Source organism: Bacillus cereus group sp. MYBK30-2, assembly GCF_051915945.1.
In the GTDB taxonomy this organism is placed as follows: domain Bacteria; phylum Bacillota; class Bacilli; order Bacillales; family Bacillaceae_G; genus Bacillus_A; species Bacillus_A paramycoides.
Map to the genome: position 1 here is coordinate 163,119 of NZ_JBQAFR010000001.1, position 18,466 is coordinate 181,584.

Here is an 18,466-nt window from a genome sequence, read left to right on the forward strand (position 1 = left end):
TCAAATTACTTGGGGAACGCCAGCCAGCTTATTATGCTTAGGATTCTTTTTTGCAGGGTTAGGAATCTTCTTAAGAAGCATTACGTCATATACGGAAAATAAATAAAAGTTTTAAAAACACAAAAATTCCGTTTAGGGGATATTTTAAAATCTTAACTTGATAGCAAAACTAAATTTCTTTAAAATGAAAAAAACGCCATTCTTTCTGTAGAATCATAGGAAAGAATGGCGTTTTTTATGTCTATTGCGGTGTCTGACGAATTACAACTATTAGCTCAAGAGATTCAAAGTTTTTTTATCTCCAAATACCTGACAGGATCTTGCTAAAGATGTTGGCTTACCCCCTAAATTAAGAATGAGAATCCGATATATATTTGGAAGGATAATGCTCCATTCATACTCTGTTCATAATCCTTAGGTAATATAAAACTTGTAATAGGAAGAGAAATTTTGTAAAGGGGTGATCGATGTGCTAGCATCAGCTATTACATTTATTACGGCAGCACTTATTTTTTATTCGATTGGGGTTTGGAGTGAAAAAATTCAAAAAACATTAAAACCTTGGCATGTGAGTATATTTTGGGTTGGATTAGCATGCGATACGATTGGTACTACATTGATGGAGAAAATGGCTTCAGAAGGTTCTCTATTCAGCTTTCATGGGATAACGGGTTTATCAGCAATTTTACTTATGTTATTTCATGCTGTGTGGGCCACTGTAGTTTTGAAGAAGAAGGATATAAAAATGATTGCAAAGTTTCACACATTAAGTGTAATTGTGTGGTTCATTTGGTTAATTCCATATATTTCAGGGCTTGTATATGGAATGACAAACAATTCATAAATTGAATTTTCTGGACGAAAATAAAGTTATTCATACATTAGGAGATATAAGAAGAAACTAAAGGAAACAGAAAAAAGCATATTACATTATTAGTAAAATCCCCTCAACATGAGTCGAGGGGATTTTTATTAATAATGTAAAGCAACTAAATAAATCTATTGGTCGAACGAGGGAAGACTGCTCTTGGTAGTATGATAAACATTAAAAACATCCATTTTTAAATTGTTTAGGTGAAACACCAGTATGTTTTTTAAAGACCTTTGTAAAATGGCTCTGATCATGGAAATTTAAAAGTGTAGAAATTTCGGATATAGAATGTCTCGTATAGGTCATTAAACTTTTTGACTCATCGATCTTAGCACGCTGAATATATTCGCCTAGTGAAATTCCAAGTTCTTTTTTGAACAGGGAAGATAGATAACTAGGATTTAATGCGACTATTTCTGCTAGATGGGATAGTGTGATTTCTTCGTAAAGATGAGTAAATATATAATTTTGACATACATTTATAGGTTTTGAATGTTTTTGCATCGTCCCATTTTTAACTCTTTCTGAGAATTCAAGTAAAGCATTCTCCAAAAATGGGGAAATGGCTTCAGTTTTTTTTATTTCTTCGAGTTTTTGAATAAATAAATCACTAAGGGTATATGCGATTTCAGGAAATAGTCCACCATCAATAGCAGCTCTCGTCGCAAGTGTAATTGCGGCGATGGCAGAATTCTTCTGGCTTCGCAAGTGACTTGTTTTTGACAACACCCCAAGATCTCCTGATTCAGGTAATCTCCTTAGATTTTTAATTAAATCATCCTTTTTCCCCTGTTTAATACACTCAAATATTTTCTTTTCAACCAGTGGATCGATATGAGTTAATGTACTTTGACGTTGCTCCGATATATGTATATCGGGCTGTTCAATTTCAAATTCCGCCTTTTTGACCAGTATATTTTTTTGCAGAATATCAGCAATGTCTAATTTTTGTTGATACAGCATGTAATAAAGAATCATGCTTACATTTAAAAATTTCAAATTGCTTAAAACGGGGAGAGATTGATAATATTGAACCATTTCCTCCTTGTTTATTTTTAGATGAAGATCATTTATGAGACCTTTAATTGAGGCTTCTGATAGTCTGGAATAAAGGACTGGTCCAACGATGATGTTCCCACTAAGTTGATCGTTCAAACGTAAGTTAATTGAGAAGAAATTTTCAAGAAAAGAAGTCTCTTCTAGTACCGGAAAAGTATAGGGCGGATTTTCCTTAAATAATTGATTAAGTAACTCCTCTTTTGAAAAATACAAAGGGTTATACTGAAAATTGGACGAGATTTCAAATGCCAAATCTCCGTTGTTATCAATAAAAAAGATAGGTGTTTTATGTATGTCAAAGACTAGCTTACAAATATAATATAAATCTTCTAGTTTGGAGCAATTCATTATTTTAGCCTCTATTCTTTAAAAATCAACCAATATGTGTACAAGTTAAAAGCAACATAAAATCCTATCTTAAGCAAGGATTTTAAAATAAGGGCGAAAGCGAGTGCAGGTCATTTTTCCTCTGCATAGTAACCATATATATAATCAACTAAAATTTTTACAAGTATTCTAAAGAATATACCATAATATCTAAAAAATAATAACTATAATAGCGATAAGAAAGCGTTTACTTAATTGTTTTTTAGGAGGGGTATTATGAAAAGAGATATTAAGAAAATCATTTCACAAATGACATTAGAAGAAAAGGCAAGTCTATGTTCTGGATTAGACTTTTGGAATACAAAGGGGATTGAGCGATTAGGAATTCCTTCAATTATGGTAACTGATGGGCCACACGGGCTTAGAAAACAGGCAGAGGGAGCAGACCATTTAGGGATTTATAACAGTATTCCATCAACTTGTTTCCCATCAGCAGTAGGATTAGCAAGTACATGGAATAAAGAATTAATAAATCAAGTAGGAGTTGCATTAGGAGAAGAATGTCAGGCTGAAAATGTAGGTGTTCTCCTTGGACCAGGTGCAAACATAAAACGTTCGCCACTTTGCGGAAGAAACTTTGAGTATTTTTCAGAGGATCCGTATTTATCATCACAAATAGCTGCAAACCATGTTAAAGGCGTACAAAGCCAAGGAATTGGAACGTCATTAAAACATTTCGCTGCTAATAATCAGGAGCACCGCAGAATGTCTGTAGATGCAATTGTTGATGAAAGAACATTGCGTGAAATCTATCTTGCTAGCTTTGAAGATGTCATTAAGGAAGCACAACCTTGGACAGTAATGAGTGCTTACAACAAGATAAATGGTGAATACGCTTCGGAAAATAACTATTTGTTAAATGATATTTTAAAAGATGAATGGGGTTTTGAAGGCTTTGTCGTTTCTGATTGGGGTGCAGTAAATGAGCGTGTAGTAAGTTTAGCTAACGGTTTGGAGTTAGAAATGCCTTCAAGCTTTGGAATTGGTGAGAAGAAGATTGTTGCTGCAGTTAACGGTGGAGAGTTATCTGTAGAAAAGCTTGATCAAGCAGTAGAGCGTCTTCTTAACATTATTTTTAAAGCATATGATAACCAATTAGAAAACGCTGTGTATAGTAAGGACGCGCATCATCAGCTTGCAAGAGAAGTTGCAAGTGAAAGTATGGTTATGTTACAAAATGAAGATTCCATCCTTCCGCTAAAAAAAGAGGGAACGGTAGCGGTAATTGGAGGATTTGCAAAGCAACCACGTTATCAAGGCGGCGGAAGCTCTCATATTAATCCAACAAAGCTTGAAAGTATTCTTGAAGAAATTGAAACTGTATCAGGTGAAAAAACGAATATATTATTTGCACAAGGTTATGATCTTGCTAGCGATGATATAGATGGAAACATGATTAATGAGGCAAAAAAAGTAGCAGAACGAGCAGATACAGCTGTCCTTTTCGTTGGCCTACCAGATCGTTATGAATCAGAAGGCTTTGATCGAAAGCATTTACAAATGCCAGAAAATCACGTGCAATTAATTGAGGCTATCGCTGAAGTGCAAAGTAATATCGTTGTAGTTTTAAGTAACGGTGCGCCAATTGAAATGCCATGGATAGGTAAAGTAAAAGGAATACTTGAAGGTTATTTAGGTGGGCAAGCATTAGGCGGAGCGATTGCTGATATAGTATTTGGTGATGCGAATCCAAGCGGGAAATTAGCGGAAACATTCCCGAAAGTTTTAAACGATAATCCTTCTTACTTAAACTTCCCTGGTGAAGGTGACAAAGTGGAATACAAAGAAGGTGTGTTCGTCGGATACCGTTATTACGATACGAAAAATATTGAACCATTATTCCCATTTGGTTTCGGGTTAAGCTATACAAAATTTGAGTATAGTAATCTTTCAATAGATAAGAAAGAAATAAAGGATACGGAGACAGTTTCCGTTAGTGTAAACGTGAAAAATACTGGTAGTACGGCAGGGAAAGAAATTGTTCAGCTTTATATAAAAGATGTTGAAAGCACTATGATTCGTCCTGAAAAAGAATTAAAAGGATTCGAAAAAGTAGAATTGCAGCCGGGAGAAGAAAAAACGGTTAGCTTTATTTTAAATAAAAGATCATTTGCTTATTATAATGTTGAATTGAAGGACTGGCATGTTGAAACAGGTGAATTCGAAATTTTAGTAGGAAAGTCTTCAAAAGAGATTGTTTTACATGATAGCCTATATGTTCAATCAACGACAATAATTCGAAAACCAGTACATCGAAATACTTTACTAGGGGACATATTCGCGGACCAAATTTTAGCACCAATTGCAAAAGAGCTTATGGAAAAGGCATTAAAAGACAGCCCATTTGGTAGTATGGCTGAAGGGGATAGTGATACCTCTGAAATGATGGAGGCTATGCTGAACTATATGCCGTTACGAGCGTTAGTGAACTTTAGCGCAGGTGCTTTTACAGAGGAAATGTTGAGTGAAATAATTGGGCTATTAAACAACGCGCAGATGAATCGATAAGTGGTGAATTAATTTTAATTACGTTCAAAAATTTATAATCAATATAAAAAACGCAGTTTGCAACTAAACTGCGTTTTTTAACGTTCAATGAATGATCAAAGCTCTAAATTTAAAAGATTTTAAATTCTAAAAAAATAGAAGGTATAATTCGATAAATATAGAATTTAATACATAGCAAATAAGGAGGGGATGAAATGGAAGTCTTTCACGTAACGAGTAGAAAAAGGGAAACGTACAACGTTCAAATGAAGTATTCGATACTTTTCGAATGTGCACTTGGCATTGCGGCAATTACTCATAAGAGGTTAATCGACACGCTCGAAAAGACTCAAAGTGAATGGGAAGAAATAAGACAGTCTTTACCTCAGGAAATGATAGAGCATTTACAATTTGTCGAGGAGCATAATACGTGGAAAGCGTTGCTACAGTTACTGTATGATGGGGATTTTACGGATTTATCTCAATTTATTCATAATATCAATTCGCTATCCGAAGTAGATTTTAAGTATGTATGCTTACCGTTTTTAGGAGAAATGCATCAAGAAAAAAGACGTTTAGCAGCAAGCGGAGAAGTTTCAGCGGTACAAGAATTAATGGAACTAACGCAGGAGCATCAATTTTTCTCTACGTATATTGAGTTTATATGTAATACAGATATGCAATTATTAAAAGGGCATTTAATCGCTGTTATGACAGGATGGTATGAGAGTGTTATTAAAAAAGAAGAAGAGCAACTACTCTCTATACTAGAGCGAGATTATGAAGCAAAAAATGAAATGAATAAAAAGATGAAACCGGAAGAGTTTGTAGAGTGGGCAACAGGTGGAGTTATATACATGCCAGAGCCAAGTGTGCATCACGTACTTCTTATCCCGCAAATCACATACAGACCGTGGAACATAGAAGCAGATATTGAAGATACGAAAGTGTTTCATTATCCGGTCGCAAATGAAAGTATACATCCGGAAGATCCATATGAGCCGAGCTATTTTTTAGTACATAAACATAAGGCGCTTGGGGATGAGGCAAGGCTCCGTATTGTAAAACTACTATTTGAACAAGAGCGTACGCTGCAAGATATAACGGAAAGATTAAAACTCGGAAAATCGACAGTACATCATCATTTGAAACTTTTACGTTCTGCAAAGTTAGTTGATATTCATGACGGCAAATATGTGTTGAGAAAGAAAACAGTGCAGTCTTTAGCGAAAGAATTGGAAATGTTTTTGAATCGGTAGTACACAACGAGAGAATGTACATAAAGGAGGAATAATTAATATAGAAAAGTTGGTGCACTATAGTGGAAAATGTATTGAAAAATCGTTCATTCTTTTTTATGTGGATTGGCAGTGCAATTTCAGAATTAGGTGGGGCTTTCGGGACGTTATGTAATTCGATTCTTGTTTATGATCTAACAGGGTCGAAAACAGCATTAAGTAGCATGTGGTTACTATATTTTATCCCGTCTCTCATACTGCAACTTATAAGTGGACCATTTATTGATAAATGGAGCCGAAAGTGGATTATGATTTTTTCGCAATGGACGCGGGCCTCTGTTTTCTTACTGCCTTTAGTAATGCTTTTTACTAATAATATAGAAGTATGGCACGTTTACGTTGTTCAAATTATAGTAGGGTTCATTACGCCGCTATATACACCTGCAAGTCAAGCGATTACACCGAGCATAGTAAGTAAAGAGCAGCTTCAAAATGCAAATGCGTATATAGATGGAATGACTCGTCTTATGATGTTTTTGGCGCCGGTATTAGGTGGCATCGTTATTAAATTCATTGGAATCAAATTAACAATATTGTTCGTTTGTGTTTGTCTATTCATTAGTGGAGGATTGTTACTTTTCATAAAAGAAAAAATGGTAAAGCAAGAACTTCGAAAAACGTGGCTAGAGCAATTTCTTCACGGCTTTACATACTTCTTCACAAAACCAGTTATCGTTTGGCTTGGGGTATTTCTAGCATTCGTTCAATTTGGAGTAGGAGTAACGATGGTTACGAATCTTCCTTATATAAAAGACGAACTGTCGGCAGGATATGCGGAGTACGGCTACTTCATGGCAGGTTTCCCGCTTGGCTATGTAGTTGGTTCCATGTTAGTTGGGAAAGTGAAGTATAGAAGTCGTCGACTACTTATGCTTGGAGGATTATTCGTAGGGGGTCTCACTTACATTTCACTAGGTTTAAACAATAGTATTCTAATAGCGATTGTAATCGAAGGTATTGCCGGTATATGTATTTCATTTTTTAATGTTCATAACACGACGATATGCCAACAAACTGTCCCGAATAATATGATAGGAAAAGTATTTTCAGTGCGGCTATTTTTAATACGATCGGCTATGCCATTAGGTGTGTTTCTAGGGGGAATATGGAGTGAAATGTGGGGAATAAGAACACTATACTTTATCATCGGTGCGATGATATGTGTCACTTCTTTAATCGGGATGTTACTTCCGTATTTTAAATTTTTGGATGAGTCGACCGAAGAGAAGTCTGCATAATTCTAAAAACTTTATAATTGAAAATAATTATCATAATCAATTATAATAAAAGAATACTAGTATTCGTATTACAAAAAGGGAGTGGGATTATATGTTTATCGAAACTAAGACATTTACAGTAAAAGAAGGTACATCTAATATAGTTGTAGAACGTTTCACTGGAGAAGGAATTATTGAAAAATTTGAAGGCTTCATCGACTTAAGCGTTCTCGTTAAAAAAGTAAGACGAGGAGACGAAGAAGTAGTCGTTATGATTCGCTGGGAATCGGAAGAAGCATGGAAAAACTGGGAAACGAGTGACGAACATTTAGCTGGACATAGAGCGAGCCGTGGTAAACCAAAACCAGATCATATCATCAACGTTGAACACGGGGTTTATTATGTGAAATCATCGAAATCGGCTTATCAACAGTCGTAAAAATAAATATTATTAAAATAAGAGGGTATATGTTTAAGAGCTAAACATATACCCTCTTATTACGTACTCAATATATTGGGGGGGGGATAAAAATGATAAAAAGTCTACCATTCATTACATATGATAACCATAAAAAGTTAGTACAAAAAATAATAAATAAATGCATGACTAGGGATGAAGAAAGTGGATTAATGCTCATCGGATCTGTCGCAAGAGGCGATGCATACCCTGAATCCGATTTAGATTTATATATTCTTTTAGAGAATGGACAAAAGAAAGATTTTCATTCTGAAATGAGAGAAGGTATATTAATTGAATATAAATATGGAGATTTTAATCAAATTCAATTAAATTTTAAAAACAATCCAATGGAACTATATTCTTTTTTAGAAGGGAAAATTTTATTTGATAGTAACGATGAGTTGGAAAGGTTGAAGAAAATAGCTCAACATAAATATGAAAATTTTTGTGTTTCTAGTGATAAAGTACAAGGCATTTCTCATTGGCTAAAGAGTTCGCTAATTAAAATTCAATCTGCATTGAAAGTAAACGATGAGCTAAAAGCTTCCTACATAGTTCACACATCAACTTGGACCATTGTAGAAGGAATATGGGCTATTAATAATAAGCCTACACCACCAGCAGGATCTGTTTTGAAGTATATGCAAACATTATCTAAAGTACCAATTAATTTTGATGACTTAATAAATATACTGTTTTTAGGGGATACGACAGAGCGCATCTCTTCAGCAGTTTTCTTGATTGAGTGGGTTTTACTCGACTTGGAGAATAGATAATATGACTATTACAATTGTCAACTTTTATAGGTAAATCAATATTCCGTGTCGAATTGTTCATATAATCACATTAACTGTATTCTAAATGTTGCATTTTAAAAATCGTTCTAGACGATAGAAAAAAGTATTAGACTATTAAAAAGTGAACACTTGAATACAACCCATTTAACATTCAGGTGTTATGAATATGGGGCAATATACTTTCGTATAACCCTGTTTAAAAGGAGATGAATGAATGAGGTTAAATCATTTGAATCTATGTGTTGATGATTTATCAGAAGCTAGACATTTCTTTGAAACTTTTTTTGATTTTCAATTTTTGGAGCAAAAGGGAAAGGCACTTGTAGTGATGAGTGATGAGAGTGGATTTATACTTGTATTAAGTGATCCAAAAGCATTCAAGGGGAAACAGGACGTTATGTATCCTGAAGCTTTTCATATTGGTTTTTTGGTGGAAACTTCAAGTGAAGTTGATCAAGCGTATAATCGTTTAGTAGCTGGGGGCATTGAAATAGAAAAGGAACCTTATGCAATGAGAGGTAGTAGTTATGGTTTTTATTTTACAATATTTAATGGCTTATTAATTGAAGTTTCTTGCCTTGACTATAGAGATGGTAAGAAAGTTTCAAAACTCAATGTCACTCATCAAGAATAATTGTTTGAAGATGTATATATAGCCCCTTATCAAGTTTAGAAAGGGGCTTTTTACCATTTAATTGACTATTTTAATGGAACATTAAAATAAAAAAAGAATCGTCATTTGGTCAGAAATTCGACTTATGAGACAGTGTCTTTATTTATTAATCTATCTGAATTTCAAATTCAAACACAGTTTGATTTTTCGTAAACGGCATACTTTGCTCTTTAAATTGTAAGCTTAATCCAGATAGATCATTAGAGAAAGCGGGAGAGACAATGAATTGGTAACTAATATGTCCATCTGATCCAGTCCAACCTTCTGACCGGCAATCGTATGTATCGTTTATAGATAATTGAACAAGAGTATGTGTATTTTTTTCATTAAGCTTTTTGTTTTTCGGATCCCATTCTTTATATAAATAAATTACACTGGCATTTGAATATTGACGAATAAAGGTTACAGTATACACTATTCCTTTTTGTTCAAAAGTTTTTAAAACGGGTATATGTTTTTTAAACCTAGTCGGTTCAACGCGAGGTTTAAATTCTTCTTCGTCCATCATAGAGGAGAATAATGAATATAAAAAATCGGGATATAACCCGTTTTGCTCAGCCCAATTAGAAATAGCCTCATCAGGTGGAAATCCTGGATTCCTATTCGAAAGTTCTTTTCGTTCTTTTAATAAAGAGCAAATTTTTTCATCAATAGAAGAAAAGCGTTCATCGTAATAATCAGTAGGGCGTTCAAAAGACGTTCGTTGCATAATCATTCCTCCTTTTCTAATAGTTTAACAAAAAATGACAGACTACTGTAATACATAGTCTGTCATTTTTATTTTAATTTTTTACATCATCATATAATTCCAGCGCTTCTTTCACATTCAATCCATTTTTCACAATGCCATGAATCGCTTGTATCATCGCAGTTGGATGTTCAGATTGCCATATGTTTCGGCCCATGTCTACGCCGATTGCGCCTTCTTGCAGCGCATTGTACGTAATGTTTAATGCGTCTTCGATTGAATCGAGTTTCGGTCCGCCGGCTATTACGACTGGGGCAGGGCATGTGCTCGTTATTTTTTCGAATCCTTCGCAGTAGTACGTTTTAATAATGTCAGCACCCATTTCAACACATACGCGGGAAGCGAGTGCTAGAAAGCGAGCTTCGCGTTTTTGTAGTTCTTTTGCGACGGCGGTAATACCGAGTACTGGCAGGCCGTAATCGTGTGCTTCAGAGACTACGTTTGCGAGATTTAAAACAGTTTGTGTTTCATAGTCTGATCCAACAAAGACAGAAACACCGACACCAATTGCGTTCTGCTTTACTGCCTCTTTCACAGGTGTAACAATTGTTTCATTCGCTAAATCTTTACCGACGACAGTAGCTCCGCCTGATACACGCATAACCATCGGTGTGCTGCAGTTTTCAGGAATACAAGAGCTAAGTACACCTCGCGTTAAAAAGAGGGAATCTGTATAAGGAAGCAAGTTTTTAACTGTTTCTAACGGCTGTTCTAGTCCGTGAATTGGTCCTAAAAAGTAGCCGTGATCTATTGCTAGCATAACCGCTCTACCGTCAGGTAAAATTGTATTTAATCGATTTTTAAATCCCCAAGTCATTAGGAATCACTCCTTCGTTAATGTTGGATTTTCAGTTTGTACTGTATCTTTATTTGGTAAATGTGGTGACTTTATAAAAACAGCTTTAAAAGGCTTATCGGAATGGTTAATAAGATAGTGAGATTCATGAGGGCGAACTTGCAAGACATCACCTTGTTTTATCGGAACTCTTTCGTTATTTACATAGAAATCTATTTCACCTTCTAACGCATAAAAGACTTCTTCGCACGTTGTATGATAATGATTTTGAAACTCTTGCCCAGGCTGAATAATGACTAGGCCGAGATCAATATTTGGCCCTTGTAATAAATATTTCGGCCCGTTATCACCGAAGCGATAGGTGAAATTATCTTCATTTACTTTAAGCATAGAAATCACTCCTTTATGTAATGAGTTACAGTGCACCTGGGGCAATCCACATATGGGATGTGAGCCCTTTATCGGCTAAAGAAAGTTGACTCTCATACACTGTTTTCCATGTTTCAAAGAACTCTTTGTAACGCTCATGATTTTCAGCGTTTGGCTCAAACGTTTTTTCCCACTGTACAAATTGCTCGGCAGTTTCTTCCATCGATTTATAAATGCCTGCGCCAACTCCAGCAGCAATTGCCGTACCTAAAGCAGCTGCTTCTTTTACAACGGGTACTTTGACTGGGATTCCAAGAACGTCTGAAAGAATTTGCGGCCAAAGCTTTCCTTTAGCGGCACCACCAGCAAAGATTACTTCAGAAGGGGATTTACCAGTGAGAGCTTCTATTAATTTCAAGTTGCCGAGTGTAACGAAGGCCGCATTTTCCTCGATTGCGCGAAACATTTCTTTCTTTCCACACTTATCAGCATCTAAGCTTAAATTTAAAAAGGATGGTGAAGCGTGACGCCAAGAAATATAATTCATTACATTTGAGAAAGTAGGGATTATGCCGTGTGAGCCGACAGGAACTTCTTTTGCTTGTTCTTCTAGTAATTCATAAGCATCTATACCGAGTTTTTCAGCGAGTTTTTTTTCTTCTTGGCAAAAAGCATCTCGAAACCATCTCATAACAAGGCCAGGGAAGAAAGCGATTGTTTCGTATTGCCATAGGTTAGGAATAGCGTGGCAATTTACACGAACAAGTGCATTTGGATCAGTTTCTGATTTTGTTATATTTACTTCTTGTTGCCAAAAACTGCCCCCGCATATAAATGTTTGTTCTGGCTTTACGATTCCAGTTCCGAGCGATGCCATTTGTGCATCTCCGCCACCAGCAACGACAGGTGTTCCTTCATATAATCCTGTTAATTCAGCGCTTTGTTTTGTGACATGCCCAAAAACTGTACCAGCCTCATTTACTTTTGGTGAAAAGGTTAGAGTAAGACCACATTGCTCAGCAACCGAGTTATCCCAAGCTCTATTTTGTAAATCGAATATACCGGACGTACATCCGTTTGAAGGATCGATTTGCAGTACGCCGCACAATTTATATAAAATCCAATCGTTTAACATCGTAAAAGAATGAATATGATCGTATACGTCAGGCTGATGTTTTTTTATCCAAAGCAAGCGAGGTAAAGCGCCTAACGAAAAAGTTTGACCTGATTTTTTATATAAATCTTCTTCAATTTCGGAACGAATTTGTTTTAATTCACTAACTTCTGCTGATGCGCGGCCATCAACATTTGCACAAGCCCATATTTCTTGCCCATTATTATCGTATAAAACAAATCCTTCGCGCATGCTCGTTGCACTTATACCTTTAATAGAAGAGGGAGACATATTACTTTTTTGAAGAACATCTTTCGTACATTCTTGAACGAGCTTCCAGTTTTCTTTCACATCAAAATTCATAGAACCAGGATAACGAAGATCTGATTTATGGACCCATTCTTTTTGACTAACTGCAAGCTGATTTCCTTGTAAATCAAACAGGACTGCTCGAATACTTCCTGTACCAGCATCGTAAGCTAATAAAGAGGACATTAAGAGTCACCTTCCTTTCTTAATAAGGAGAGGGCAGTTTCTTCATCGGTAATTAATGTATGAATGAATTTTCCTTTTAAGGCGCCGTATATTGCATCTAACTTTTCAGTGCCACCAGCTACACCAACGACATGTTTCATATTTTGAAGAACAGAGAGTGGTGTGCCGATAAGACGGTTATGATGGGGAAGTTCTAATTGTTTTCCGTCAGTGTTATAAAATTGACCTAAAATATCTCCGGCCCCGTACTGACTACGTATATATGTCATTTCATGAAGCGTTAATTTTTCTTCTTTCACAATTGTGGCGTCTTGAGATAAACCTCCAATGCCAACTACTGCTGTATGTGCAAGTGAAGCGACGTGAAGCATATCTTTCACGCTTGGCTCTGATAGAATACTTTGTGCCATTTCGTTTGTGGATGCTAGAAAAGGGGTAGGAATGATGTGAATTTCCCCTTGCATGTAGTTCAAATAGTTTTGCCTCCTCGGAATATAGTGGTTAACACCGCCTGTAAGAGTAACGATTGAAAGACTCATAGAAGTTTCAAAATGAATGTTTTCTAGCATTTTACTTATCGTTTCTCCCCAGCCAATGCCGAGTAAATCTCCTTGTTGCAGATGAGTTTCTAAATATTGTGCAGCAGCTTTTCCGAGTGAATATGCATAGTCTTCTGTTGGCGTTGGAATTACGAAAGCATCTTTTAAATGAAATTTTTTCATAAGGTCACGTTCAATGCTTAAACAGTGTAAGCCAGTACCTTTTACGTGAAATGTGACGACACCTTCCGTACGTGCTTTATCTAACAACCGAACGACTTTATTTCTTGAAATGTGAAGAAGTGAAGCAATTTCCTGTTGCGTTAGTTGATCTTTATAGTAATACCATGCTACTTTTGTTAACAAATTTTCTTCAAAGTTCAGCTGTGACATTCTCTTCATCCCTTTCAACAATTGACCACTGCTTAAACATATGTGTTCGTTATTTTGTTTATTCCAGTTGAAACGATAATTAGCCCAGTGAAAAAAGTGTTCTAGATATGAAAAAAGGAATATACAATGCTACAAAACAAGTAGAACAAAAAATCATTTTCTCAAAAAATGTTCTGCATAAAGGCAGGTGACATCATGTGGAGAATGTGCCCTTATTACAAGTTACAAAGATGAGTAAATCTTTTTCAGATCAACTCGTATTAAAAGAAGTCAATTTACAATTAGAGCGCGGAGATGTATACGCTTTAGTTGGAGGAAATGGTGCCGGGAAATCAACGTTAATGAAAATATTAACAGGTTTGTATTCATACGATTCAGGCAAGATGTATGTGAAAGGGGAAGTACAACAGTTTTCAAACACAGCAGAAGCGCATCATCGTGGTATTTATTTAATACCACAAGAGCCACTTATCTTTCCGCATATGACAATTGAAGAGAATATTTGTATCGGAATGAAAGCGAAAAAGAAAGAGCTTCGAAATAAGATTAATAAGTTACTAGAAAACTTAGGGTGGAACATTCAACTTCATGAGCTAGGATTATCGTTATCAATTGCTCAGCAACAATTAGTAGAAATATTGAGGGGATTAATAAGGGAAGCTGAGATTCTTATTTTAGATGAGCCAACATCGACATTAACAACTCACGAAATTAAGAGTCTTTTTGTGTTGATGAAAAGTTTAAGAGAAAAAGGAATTGGCATGATTTACATTACGCATCGTTTTCCAGAAATCTTTGAAATTGCGAATAAAGTAGCGATTTTGCGTGACGGAATGATTGTAAGTCAAGGAGATGTATCAAGTTATACATATGACATGCTAATGGAGGGGTTATTACCGAAAGGATATAAACTTGAGGAGAAGAAAGAGATCATCCAAGAGGAAACAGAGTATTCGGAAAAAATATTAGATGTCACGAATGTGTCCGGTTATGCATTTCAAAATATATCATTTACTGTACACGCTGGAGAAGTTGTTGGGATTGCAGGTATCGTCGGATCCGGTAGGACTGAACTAGCGGAATCAATATTTGGATTAATGCCTTTGAAATTAGGTTCCGTCTTATTAGAGGGGAAATCTATTACAAAGTATTCGATACAGAAGCGAATAGAGGAAGGTATGGTGTATGTACCAGAGGATCGAGCGGGTAATGGAATTTTTTCAATTGCGTCTGTGAAAGAAAATATAACGACTGCATCTTTAAACAGTACGAGTAGCTTCTTTTTAAATAACAAAAAAGAAAGCGCTTTAACAAATTCGTTTATAAACCAGTTTCGAATTGCTGTCCCTCATATGAATGAAGAGATGACGTCTTTATCAGGTGGGAACCAACAGAAGGTAGTGCTAGCGAAATATCTTGCATGTAATCCGAAAGTGATAATTCTTGATGAACCGACCCGGGGTATTGATGCGAAAGCAAGACTAGAAGTATACGAAACTATACAAAGTTTGAAGAGAGAGGGTCTTGCGATCATATTAATTTCTTCAGATCTGGAAGAAATCGTTCAATTAGCGAATCGTGTATATGTGATGAGAAACGGAGAATTTGTCTCTCATATAGAGAAGAAGGAAGTAAGTATAGATGAAGTTACACGCCTTGCGTATGGAGGAAAGGGAGGTGTAACGGAGTGAAACGTGTATTTAAAATGCATGAGACGTCTATTATTATTTTATTACTTCTATACATAGCTTTCGTTGGAGTAATGAACCCTAGTTTTGTTCAGTTTAGTTCCTTATCTTTAATAATGAAATCTAGCGTTATTTTAGTGATTTTGGCAATCGGTCAATCTTTCGTATTGTTTACGAAAAATATAGATGTATCAGTAGGATCTAGTATGGGATTAAGTGCAGCGGTTTGTGGGATGTTGTTAACAGATGGATACAGTACCTTTATTTCAATATTTGCGGCAATTATACTTGGCGCACTAATTGGTCTGGTAAACGGGATTGGCGTTACGAAGTTTCGAGTACCAGCTATTATTATGACATTAGGAATGCTCGGGATTATTAGAGGAGCAATGTTAATATTCACGGGCGGAAAGTGGATTGAAGATATACCTAATGAGTATAAACAAATTTCTTCTATTATGATACTCGGTATTCCGATAACGGTATGGACCGTTCTTATCATATTACTACTACTATATTTCTTTTTAATGAAAGTCCAAATTGGAAGATATTTTTATGCGGTAGGTGATAATGAAGATGGCGCAAGACTAATTGGAATACCTGTAGATCAGGTGAAAATATTTGCTTTCATCATATCGGGCATAAGCGCCGGGCTCGCTGGGTGTATATTTGTCATGAATATTGGATTCGTTCCAAATCAAACAGGTACAGGGATAGAACTACAAGTTATCGCAGCAGCTGTTTTGGGCGGTATTCATTTAAAAGGAGGAACAGGTTCTATATTTGGAGCTGCGCTAGGTGCGTTATTTTTAGAAGTGATAAGCAGTTCACTCGTCTTTTTAAAAATACCTGCATTTTGGAATAGTGCTATATCAGGATTTTTACTTTTACTCATCATCATATTAGATAGTGTATTAAAAAAATGGAAGAAACTCCGGCAACTAGAAGAAAGGAGGGTGAACCTATGAAAGGAATACGTAGCTTGTATAGATGGGAAGGCGTTCTTCTCTTATTGCTCCTCGTAGAATTCATTCTCTTTAGTTTCATAAATAGTGATTTTTTAAACATTAGTAATCTCCTTTTTAGTATGAATGATTTCCTCATTATTTCAATCGCGGCTATTCCGATGACATTCGTCATTGTAACAGGCGGAATTGACGTATCAGTAGGGTCAATTATGGGGCTTACTTCGATTCTTATCGGAGCCCTTTGGATGAATGGTATGCCTATACTGTTAGCCGTTATCGTTGCTCTTGTAATAAGTTGTATAGCGGGCGGTTTAAATGGCCTCATTATTAAAATGACAGATGTAGAACCTCTTGTCGTAACACTTGGAACGATGTTTTTATATGCAGGAATCGCCCTTGTTATTTCAGGAGGATCAGGAGCCGCTGGTTATGAAGGGATAAGTGGTTTGCCGGATACGTATGTGCAACTGGCAAATGGTAGTTTTATAGGGATTCCTAATTTATTATGGCTACTTGTCATATTAACGATTGTATTTACGATATTGTTTCACCGTACAACATACGGTCGCCACGCAAAATTAACTGGCGCAAATGAAAGTACGGCGAAATATTCCGGGATTCGAACGAAGAAAGTAGTTATTATTGCTTACGTACTTTCAGGGTTAGGAGGTGGATTAGGAGGAGCTTTCTTAACTGCATATTTTGGTTCCGCTCGTGCTGATATTGGAAGTGAAACGATTTTGCCAGTAATTACGGCAGTTGTGTTAGGCGGGACACTTATTACAGGCGGAAAAGGGAGTATTATTGGGACAGTACTAGCGAGTATTTTTATAGGACTCATGCAGTACGGTTTGCAAATGACCGGCTTAACGAATGAACAATCAAATGTAGTAATTGGTATTATCCTTATTGTTTCTGTTATTATGAGACATTTTAAATTACAACGATTCACTACGGGGAAAAGAAGGAATTTGCATAAGGGGGAAATGTCATGAAGAAAAAACTGGGGATTGTTATTATTATGTGTATTTGTTTAATCGGCTTAATCGCTTGTTCTAGTCAAACAGCGGATAAGAAAAAAGCAGATGATGTAAAATTTGCATTCATTCCGAAATTAACAGGGGTTGGGTTCTTCACATCGGGCGGTGAAGGTGCAAAAGAAATGGGAGATAAGTTAGGCGTACAAGTGAAGTATGATGGACCGTCTGAGGCAAGTGTATCAGGGCAAGTAAAATATATAAACAATTTCATTAATCAAAACTACGATGCGATTATGGTTTCATCTACGTCAGTTGATGGTCTCTCACAATCATTACAACGCGCAAAGAAAAAAGGGGTGACCGTATTAACGTGGGATTCTGATGTGAATCCGAAAGACCGTTCGTTTTATATTAGCCAAGGTACACCAGAACAACTTGCAAACTTATTAATTGAAATGACTTCTAAGCAAATTGGAGATAAAGGAAAAGTAGCATTTTTTTATTCAAGCCCGACTGTAACAGATCAAAATCAATGGGTAACGAAGGCGAAAGAGATTATTAAAGAGAAATATCCGAACTGGGAAATTGTAACGACGCAATATGGTGAAAATAATGCACAAAAATCTTTATCAGTCGGGGAGAGTATTTTAAAAACGTATCCGGATATTAACGCAGTCATTTGTCCAGATGCAACGGCACTTCCAGCAATGGCACAAGCAGCAGAGAATTTAAAAATGGATAAAAAAGTAGTCGTAACTGGATTTTCGACACCAAACGTTATGCGTGATTATGTAAAACGTGGAACGGTACAACAATTCGGATTATGGGATGTAAAACAACAAGGTGCACTCGCAACGTATATTGCAAATGAAATTGTTGTAAAAGGGAAAAAATTAAAAGTAGGGGATAGCTTCGAAGTAAAAGGAATCGGGAAAGTGAAAGTAGAACCAAACTCTATTCAAGGGTATGATTATGAGGCAGAAGGAAACGGTATAATCGTATTGCCAGAACGAGTTGTATTTACGAAGGATAATATTGATAAATATAATTTTTAATAGTGTTTGATAGTTGAATATATGTCGTTTTTTGTCGGTAAGTCGATATGATTTGAAAATCGCCGATATAAT

At 36.0% G+C, this 18,466-nt stretch carries 17 protein-coding genes; 11 read left to right on the top strand and 6 right to left on the bottom strand.

The window, feature by feature from the left end; translation table 11 throughout:
* Positions 1 to 469: 469 nt before the first annotated feature.
* Positions 470 to 844 carry an HsmA family protein gene (locus ACTFQM_RS00820; protein ID WP_328065474.1) on the top strand — a complete coding sequence of 125 codons (375 nt, stop codon included), beginning with the start codon at positions 470 to 472 and terminating at the stop codon, positions 842 to 844.
* A 201-nt stretch (positions 845 to 1,045) separates the two neighbouring features.
* Here the strand turns inward: ACTFQM_RS00820 and ACTFQM_RS00825 are convergent, their stop codons facing one another.
* Positions 1,046 to 2,278 carry a helix-turn-helix domain-containing protein gene (locus tag ACTFQM_RS00825; RefSeq protein WP_440033121.1) on the bottom strand — a complete coding sequence of 411 codons (1,233 nt, stop codon included), beginning with the start codon at positions 2,276 to 2,278 and terminating at the stop codon, positions 1,046 to 1,048.
* 255 nt (positions 2,279 to 2,533) lie between these two features.
* Between ACTFQM_RS00825 and ACTFQM_RS00830 the strand changes: the two genes are divergently transcribed.
* From ACTFQM_RS00830 to ACTFQM_RS00855, 6 genes are all read left to right on the top strand, one after another.
* Positions 2,534 to 4,825 carry a glycoside hydrolase family 3 C-terminal domain-containing protein gene (locus ACTFQM_RS00830; protein ID WP_440033122.1) on the top strand — a complete coding sequence of 764 codons (2,292 nt, stop codon included), beginning with the start codon at positions 2,534 to 2,536 and terminating at the stop codon, positions 4,823 to 4,825.
* 194 nt (positions 4,826 to 5,019) lie between these two features.
* Positions 5,020 to 6,063, top strand: coding sequence for an ArsR/SmtB family transcription factor (locus tag ACTFQM_RS00835; RefSeq protein ID WP_440033123.1), 1,044 nt, complete (start codon positions 5,020 to 5,022; stop codon positions 6,061 to 6,063).
* Between the two features lie 62 nt (positions 6,064 to 6,125).
* A complete protein-coding gene (locus ACTFQM_RS00840) occupies positions 6,126 to 7,340 on the top strand; it encodes an MFS transporter (RefSeq protein ID WP_440033124.1) in 1,215 nt (404 codons plus the stop codon).
* Positions 7,341 to 7,431: 91 nt separating this feature from the next.
* Positions 7,432 to 7,758 (top strand): heme-degrading monooxygenase HmoA, encoded by a 327-nt coding sequence (gene hmoA, locus ACTFQM_RS00845; protein ID WP_440033125.1) that lies wholly within the window; start codon positions 7,432 to 7,434, stop codon positions 7,756 to 7,758.
* 92 nt (positions 7,759 to 7,850) lie between these two features.
* Complete coding sequence (locus ACTFQM_RS00850) at positions 7,851 to 8,555, top strand: nucleotidyltransferase domain-containing protein (RefSeq protein WP_440033126.1); 705 nt, start codon at positions 7,851 to 7,853, stop codon at positions 8,553 to 8,555.
* Between the two features lie 235 nt (positions 8,556 to 8,790).
* Entirely contained in the window at positions 8,791 to 9,210 is a 420-nt protein-coding gene (locus ACTFQM_RS00855; RefSeq protein WP_440033127.1) for a VOC family protein, read from the top strand.
* A gap of 145 nt (positions 9,211 to 9,355) precedes the next feature.
* Here ACTFQM_RS00855 and ACTFQM_RS00860 read toward each other — a convergent pair whose 3' ends face one another.
* The 5 genes from ACTFQM_RS00860 to ACTFQM_RS00880 form a co-directional block, all read right to left on the bottom strand.
* Positions 9,356 to 9,958 carry a hypothetical protein gene (locus tag ACTFQM_RS00860; RefSeq protein ID WP_440033128.1) on the bottom strand — a complete coding sequence of 201 codons (603 nt, stop codon included), beginning with the start codon at positions 9,956 to 9,958 and terminating at the stop codon, positions 9,356 to 9,358.
* 73 nt (positions 9,959 to 10,031) lie between these two features.
* The gene (lsrF, locus tag ACTFQM_RS00865; RefSeq protein ID WP_440033129.1) at positions 10,032 to 10,814 is read right to left on the bottom strand and encodes a 3-hydroxy-5-phosphonooxypentane-2,4-dione thiolase; all 783 of its coding nucleotides are present in this window, start codon (positions 10,812 to 10,814) and stop codon (positions 10,032 to 10,034) included.
* Positions 10,815 to 10,820: 6 nt separating this feature from the next.
* On the bottom strand, positions 10,821 to 11,183 hold the full coding sequence (locus ACTFQM_RS00870) for a cupin domain-containing protein (protein WP_440033130.1): 363 nt from the start codon (positions 11,181 to 11,183) through the stop codon (positions 10,821 to 10,823).
* Positions 11,184 to 11,208: 25 nt separating this feature from the next.
* Positions 11,209 to 12,771 (bottom strand): autoinducer-2 kinase, encoded by a 1,563-nt coding sequence (gene lsrK, locus ACTFQM_RS00875; RefSeq protein ID WP_440033131.1) that lies wholly within the window; start codon positions 12,769 to 12,771, stop codon positions 11,209 to 11,211.
* Positions 12,771 to 13,703 carry a sugar-binding transcriptional regulator gene (locus ACTFQM_RS00880; RefSeq protein WP_440033132.1) on the bottom strand — a complete coding sequence of 311 codons (933 nt, stop codon included), beginning with the start codon at positions 13,701 to 13,703 and terminating at the stop codon, positions 12,771 to 12,773. The genes lsrK and ACTFQM_RS00880 overlap by 1 nt, the downstream gene beginning before the upstream one ends.
* A gap of 197 nt (positions 13,704 to 13,900) precedes the next feature.
* On the opposite strand from ACTFQM_RS00880, the gene ACTFQM_RS00885 reads away from it, so the two are divergent.
* The 4 genes from ACTFQM_RS00885 to lsrB are packed head-to-tail and all read left to right on the top strand — an operon-like array spanning position 13,901 to position 18,394.
* Entirely contained in the window at positions 13,901 to 15,394 is a 1,494-nt protein-coding gene (locus ACTFQM_RS00885) for a sugar ABC transporter ATP-binding protein (RefSeq protein ID WP_440033133.1), read from the top strand.
* Complete coding sequence (locus tag ACTFQM_RS00890; RefSeq protein ID WP_440033134.1) at positions 15,391 to 16,359, top strand: ABC transporter permease subunit; 969 nt, start codon at positions 15,391 to 15,393, stop codon at positions 16,357 to 16,359. The genes ACTFQM_RS00885 and ACTFQM_RS00890 overlap by 4 nt, the downstream gene beginning before the upstream one ends.
* Positions 16,356 to 17,354 (top strand): ABC transporter permease, encoded by a 999-nt coding sequence (locus ACTFQM_RS00895; protein ID WP_440033135.1) that lies wholly within the window; start codon positions 16,356 to 16,358, stop codon positions 17,352 to 17,354. The genes ACTFQM_RS00890 and ACTFQM_RS00895 overlap by 4 nt, the downstream gene beginning before the upstream one ends.
* The gene (gene lsrB, locus ACTFQM_RS00900; protein ID WP_440033136.1) at positions 17,351 to 18,394 is read left to right on the top strand and encodes an autoinducer 2 ABC transporter substrate-binding protein LsrB; all 1,044 of its coding nucleotides are present in this window, start codon (positions 17,351 to 17,353) and stop codon (positions 18,392 to 18,394) included. The genes ACTFQM_RS00895 and lsrB overlap by 4 nt, the downstream gene beginning before the upstream one ends.
* Positions 18,395 to 18,466: the final 72 nt, after the last annotated feature.